The sequence below is a fragment of the Flavobacterium sp. genome (assembly GCF_003525665.1).
Lineage (GTDB): Bacteria > Bacteroidota > Bacteroidia > Flavobacteriales > Flavobacteriaceae > Flavobacterium.
On the sequence record NZ_DQDX01000028.1, the window covers coordinates 14,378 to 18,274 of the forward strand.

Annotated in this window: 4 protein-coding genes; all 4 read left to right on the forward strand. The window is 29.7% G+C overall.

Annotation, left to right across the window (positions count from 1 at the left end):
• A partial coding sequence (locus DIU01_RS01835; RefSeq protein ID WP_290831556.1) for a glycosyltransferase family 4 protein occupies positions 1–644 on the forward strand: 644 nt, incomplete at its 5' end.
• Positions 645–2,081 carry an MBOAT family protein gene (locus DIU01_RS01840; protein ID WP_290831557.1) on the forward strand — a complete coding sequence of 479 codons (1,437 nt, stop codon included), beginning with the start codon at positions 645–647 and terminating at the stop codon, positions 2,079–2,081.
• Positions 2,081–2,371, forward strand: coding sequence for a hypothetical protein (locus tag DIU01_RS01845; RefSeq protein ID WP_290831558.1), 291 nt, complete (start codon positions 2,081–2,083; stop codon positions 2,369–2,371). Before DIU01_RS01840 ends, DIU01_RS01845 begins: the two co-directional genes overlap by 1 nt.
• A gap of 599 nt (positions 2,372–2,970) precedes the next feature.
• The coding region (locus DIU01_RS01850) for a glycosyltransferase family 4 protein (RefSeq protein ID WP_290831559.1) at positions 2,971–3,897 on the forward strand (927 nt) is incomplete at its 3' end.

The following is a 3,897-nucleotide window of genomic DNA, read 5'->3' on the forward strand; positions in this document are numbered from 1 at the left end:
CTTCTAATTATTGTAAAAATCAATTAATTAAGGAATTTGGTTCTCAAATTGAAAAAAAGTCGATTGTCATTTTTAACGGATTAGATAGCAAAAAATTCAAACAAAAAGAGCAATTTACATCCAATTTTAATTTTATAATTGCTTGTCACCTAAGAAAAGATAAAGGAATTCAAGATGTTATTGATGTTGTAAATCAACTTAAATTAGAAATACAAATTCCCTTTACGATAACAATTTACGGCGAAGGTAATTATGAGAACGTATTAAAGCAAAAAATTGAATCTGCATCACTTCAAGATTTTTTTATTTTTAAAGGAAGTGTTTCTAATTTACACGAAATTTATTGCAATTATGATTATTTAATTCATCCTTCACATGGAGAAACTTTTTGCTACACTGTCGTTGAAAGTTTGATGAGTAATCTTCCGGTAATTACCAATAATCAAGGAAATGTTTTAGGTTTAGTGACCAATAATACCAACGGATTTCTCTACAACGACCATCAAATTAACGACTTGAAAAAGATACTGAAAGGTGTTTTAATTAATGAAATTAAAGTTGAAAACGGATTACAGAAAGATTCAAAAGTTGCCAATTTATCATTAGATAAAATGGTTGATAATTATCTAAATCTACTCCAGTAAATGCTATTCAATTCATTATCCTATTTACTTTTTCTTCCCATAGTTTTTACCATTTATTGGATGGTTAACAAACGTGGATTGCAATTGCAAAATGGCTTATTGTTGTTAGCCAGTTACTTTTTCTATGCTTGTTGGGATTGGCGTTTTCTGTTTTTATTGGTTTTTTCAACCGCTTTAGATTATTTCACTGGAATAAAAATGTTTGAAGCCAAAAGTGAACAACTAAAAAAAATATGGTTTTGGATTAGTGTTTCTATAAATTTGGGATTCTTAGGGATTTTTAAATACTATAATTTCTTTGCCGAATCACTTGCAATTGCTCTGGAAAATATAGGTTTTCAAGCTAATTTTTGGACGTTGCAAGTTATTTTGCCAGTAGGAATTTCATTCTATACTTTCCACGGATTGTCTTATGTTATTGATATTTATAAAAATAGAATTGAACCCGAGCGAAATGTTATTTCCTATTCTTTATTCGTAAGTTATTTTCCACTTTTGGTTGCTGGACCAATAGAACGCGCAACACATTTGCTTCCGCAAATAAAAAAAACAAGAATTTTCAGTTCCGAAAAAGCTATTGATGGAATCAACCAAATTATTTGGGGATTATTTAAAAAAGTGGTCATTGCCGATGGTTGTGCTGTTTACGCCAATTCTATTTTTGAAAATTACGAAAGTCAAAATTCGTTAACGTTACTTTTAGGCGGAGTTTATTTTGCTTTCCAAATCTACGGAGATTTTAGTGGTTATTCTGATATTGCATTAGGAACATCCAAGTTATTCGGAATAGATTTATTGAAGAACTTCAATTATCCTTATTTCTCGAGAGATATTGCTGAATTTTGGCGTCGTTGGCACATTTCACTTTCTTCATGGTTTAAAGATTATTTATATATTCCATTAGGTGGAAGTGAAGGTGGAACTTGGATGAAAATTCGCAATACGTTTATCATTTTTTTAGTAAGCGGATTTTGGCATGGCGCCAACTGGACATTCATTATTTGGGGTGCATTGAATGCGCTTTATTTTATACCATTATTACTCACATACAACAATCGAAATAATATTGAAAGTGTAGCTTCTGGCAAAATACTTCCTTCTCTAAAAGAATTCTTAGCTATAATTGTTACTTTTTTCTTGACTGTTATCGCTTGGATTTTCTTTAGATCAGATTCTATTTCTAGTGCATTTACCTATTTAAAAAAGATGTTTTCGTTTAATTTTGATGGCGGAATAAAATATCTTCCAATTGATCGTTATTCAGTTGAAATGGTACTTTTGATATTATATTTTTTATATTTTGAGTGGAACGCTCGCGAAAAAGAACATCCTTTTGTTGGTAAAAATGGCTTTTTAAAAGTAATAATTATCATAATTTCAATAATCGTATTTGGTGTTTATTCGCAAGCAAATGACTTTATATATTTTCAATTCTAATGAAAAAGTTTTTAAAACATATAGCGGCTTTAGTTGTAGTTACTCTTGTGAGTATGTTTGCTTTGGATTGTATTTACACCTACGTTTACGAAAACGCGATACCGCGAAACAAAACCCAATATTTATTAAAATTAAAAAATGAAAGAATCGATTATGTATTTTTAGGTTCATCACGCCTTGAAAATCATATTGTTACAAAATTAGTAGAAGAAAAGACAGGAAAAAAGGCTTTAAATCTTGGCGTTCAAGGCGGAAGATTGGATGATATGTCTTTAATGATAAAGTTATAGATAAATAATAAAATAAAAACAGAGAAGGTTTTTATACAAGTTGATTATATCTTTAATTTTGAGAATCCATCAACAATTGTTGGTACGGAGTCTCTTCCATACATTCGTTCCAATAAAATTATTAGCGAGCATCGTGAGTCAAATCCCGATTTCAATCTTAATTATTATATTCCTTTTTATCGCTACAGCAAAAATGATTTTAAATTAGGCTTTAGAGAATTTTTCAATTGTGTAATTGGTAAAAGAAGTAAGGTAAATTTTGCGGATGGATTTGATCCTAGAAATGAAAAATTTTCAAATAAAGGGGCAAATTTGCCAGATAGAATTAATAGTCAAAATAAAAATATAGAAGAAATTAATTTAATTTGTAAGCAAAATAATATTGATGTAGTATATTTTTGCGCACCATTTTGCAACGAGATGAAAAATTTAAATTTTATTAATAAATTAAAAAACAAGTTGCCTAATTTTATTGATTTTTCAAGAGCAATAAAGAGTAACGAATATTTTAAAGATTGTGCGCACTTAAATGGAAAAGGCGCACAAGTTTTCACTCAAAAGCTCATCGATTCATGTTTAGTGAGTCATAAATAGTAATCATGAAAATCTGCTTTTTAACACCCGAATATCCACATCCTAAAACAGGAAACTCTGGAGGAATTGGAACCAGTATTTTAAATCTTTCGAAAGGTTTAGATTTATTAGGTAACCAAGTTTCTATTGTAGTATATGGTCAAGATCAAGATGAGGTTTTTCAAGAAGGTGCCATTACTTTTTATAAAGTTAAAAATATAAAATTCAAAGGTTTATCACTTTATTTGACACAAAAAAAAGTCGAAAAATTACTCAATAAATTAGTTGATGAAAGTAAAATAGAACTTGTTGAAGCACCAGATTGGACAGGTTTTACCGCTTTTGTACAGCCAAAATGTCCACTAATTATAAGGCAAAATGGTAGCGATACTTATTTTTGTCATCTTGATCAACGACCTGTAAAATGGATCAACAAATTTCTAGAAAAACGTGCCTTAAATAAATGTAATGGAATAATCTCTGTTAGTGAATTTACTGGAAATCTAACAAAGGAATTATTTGATTTAAAAAGTAATTTTACGGTTATTCCCAACGCAATTGATGTAACGCAATTTGAAGCAATTCCAACTACAAGTAACACACAAACTATTTTGTATTTTGGGACTTTGATCCGTAAAAAAGGGCTTTTAGAATTGCCCTTAATTTTTAATGAGGTTATAAAAATAAATCCGAATACAAAATTGATTTTAGTAGGTAAAGATGCGTCCGATATTGCAACTAAATATGCTTCTACTTGGCAGTTAATGAAACCTTTATTTGATGAAAATGCGATTAAAAATGTATCTTATTTAGGTAGCGTTCCGTATTCTGAAATTAAAAAAATAATTCAAGAAGCTACTCTTTGCGTTTTCCCTACATTTGCCGAAGCCTTACCGGTTTCTTGGCTAGAAGCAATGGCTGTTGAGAAACCAATTGTAGCATCAAATATTGGT